The sequence below is a fragment of the Mesorhizobium sp. M7A.F.Ca.ET.027.03.2.1 genome (genome assembly GCF_003999175.1).
Classification (GTDB): domain Bacteria; phylum Pseudomonadota; class Alphaproteobacteria; order Rhizobiales; family Rhizobiaceae; genus Mesorhizobium.
In genome coordinates, this window is record NZ_RZOM01001163.1 from 1 (window position 1) to 1,845 (window position 1,845).

At 65.8% G+C, this 1,845-nt stretch carries 3 protein-coding genes; 1 reads left to right on the forward strand and 2 read right to left on the reverse strand.

The genetic code is table 11. The features are described from left to right. The first annotated feature begins 108 nt into the window (after positions 1-108). Complete coding sequence (locus EN750_RS32440) at positions 109-1,074, forward strand: ornithine cyclodeaminase family protein (RefSeq protein WP_127399121.1); 966 nt, start codon at positions 109-111, stop codon at positions 1,072-1,074. On the opposite strand, the gene EN750_RS32445 is transcribed toward EN750_RS32440, so the two are convergent. After that, positions 1,071-1,508 (reverse strand): EVE domain-containing protein, encoded by a 438-nt coding sequence (locus EN750_RS32445; protein WP_127399122.1) that lies wholly within the window; start codon positions 1,506-1,508, stop codon positions 1,071-1,073. The genes EN750_RS32440 and EN750_RS32445 overlap by 4 nt on opposite strands. Further along, the coding region (locus EN750_RS32450; protein ID WP_127399123.1) for a VOC family protein at positions 1,505-1,845 on the reverse strand (341 nt) is incomplete at its 5' end. The genes EN750_RS32445 and EN750_RS32450, both read right to left, overlap by 4 nt.

Below are 1,845 nucleotides of genomic sequence, written 5' to 3' on the forward strand. Positions count from 1 at the left end.
CTCCGGGAACGGCCCCAGGCTCCACCCAAGGGTCCGCCCAAGGGTCCGCATTGCCGAAGCCGACCGCTTGAGCCGCCCGTCGGCGGTTTTGTCCCCACGGAGTTCTTCATGCTGACCATTTCGGCCGCAGAGGTCGACCATGCGCTGAGCTTTGCCGGGCTGGTCGAGACGCTGCGCACGGCGTTTCGCGACGGTGCGGTGCAGCCAGTCAGGCATCATCATACGATCGAGCGGCCAGATGGTGCCGCCTCCACCCTGCTTTTGATGCCGGCCTGGACCGATCTCAAGGCGGCGGGCACGTCGGCCGGCGGTCACGTAGGCGTCAAGATCGTCACCGTGTCCCCCGACAACAACACTATCGGCAAGCCGGCGGTGATGGGGCTCTATCTTCTGCTCAACGGCGCCACCGGCGAACCCGAGGCCTTGATCGACGGCCAGCGGCTGACACAGTGGCGCACCGCCTGTGCTTCGGCGCTTGCGGCCTCCTATCTCGCCCGCGACGATGCCTCGCGGCTGCTGGTGGTCGGCGCCGGCGCGCTGTCGCCCTTCCTCGCCAAGGCGCACTCGGCCGTACGGCCGATCAAGACCATCCGCATCTGGAACCGCACCCCGGCCAATGCCGAGAAAGTCGCCGCCGACCTGCGCGCCGAGGGTTTTGCAGCCAGCGCGGCGAGCGATCTCGATGCCGAGCTTGGGCAGGCCGACATCGTCTCCTCGGCGACGATCACGACGACGCCGCTGATCAAGGGCGCATTGTTGCAGCCGGGAACCCATGTCGACCTGGTCGGAGGCTTTACGCCGACGATGCGCGAGAGCGACGACGACGCGATCAGGCTTGCCCGCGTCTATGTCGACACCCGCGCCGGCGCCACCAAGGAAGCCGGCGACATCGTCCAACCGCTGGCCTCCGGCGTGCTGAAGCCGGAAACCATCGTCGCCGATCTGCACGAATTGGCGCGCGGCCAGAAGAAGGGTCGCGAGAGCGCTGGGGAGATCACGCTGTTCAAGTCGGTCGGCGCAGCGCTCGAGGATCTTGCCGCCGGCATTGCCGTCTACAAGGCGCTCACGGCCTAGTTCGCCGGTACAGCCATTTTGGCGCTCATCGCGTCGGCGATCACACGAAAATCGTGATCCCCGATTTCGAAAAGGCCAAAGCGAAGCTGATAACCCCAGTTCGACTTGGCCATGGTGAAGTCCAGCCTGTCGAGCAGCGGCTTGATCGGCGCTTCCTCGGCTTTGGCCCACGCCACATCGCGGCGGAAGGGTGTGAAGCCGGCGCCCATATCGCCCTGATAGGGCTCGCCTTCCCGCACGATGCCGATCGCGGTGAAGGCCCGCAGGCCATCTTTCTCGCCCAAAACAGTGTTCGGCGAGTAGTAGACGATGCCATCGCCTGGCTTGACGCGACGCAGCGGTGCCGCCTTGCCGTGGTTGACCTGCATGAAGCCGGCTGCGCGACCCCGCCGGACATGTTCGGCCGACGCCACGGCGATCCAGTACGGGCTCATTTCTGGTTACCATTGGCCTGTTCGCCATCGGACAGCCAATAGACGCGCAGGCGATGATTGTCGGGATCGAGCGCGACAAAAGTACGGCCGAAATCCATGTCGGTTGGCGTCTGCAGGATATTCAGCCCGCGCCCGGACCAGTCGGCATGGGCGGCATCGACCGCATCGGGCGTATCCAGCGCAAAGACGATTTCGGCGCCACCGCCTGACGTGGCGGCTGCCGGCTCCACCGTATGGCGCGACCACAGGCCGAGCTTGAAGCCGGCATCGAGCACGAACAGCACGAAGGTCGGCGAACTTTCGACCGGCTCACGGCCGAGCAGCGCGCTGTAGAAGG

Coding starts and splice junctions, on each gene's coding strand:
- EN750_RS32440 (WP_127399121.1), top strand. CDS start 109: ATGCTGACCATTTCGGCCGCAGAGGTCGACCATGCGCTGAGCTTTGCC.
- EN750_RS32445 (WP_127399122.1), bottom strand. CDS start 1,508: ATGAGCCCGTACTGGATCGCCGTGGCGTCGGCCGAACATGTCCGGCGG.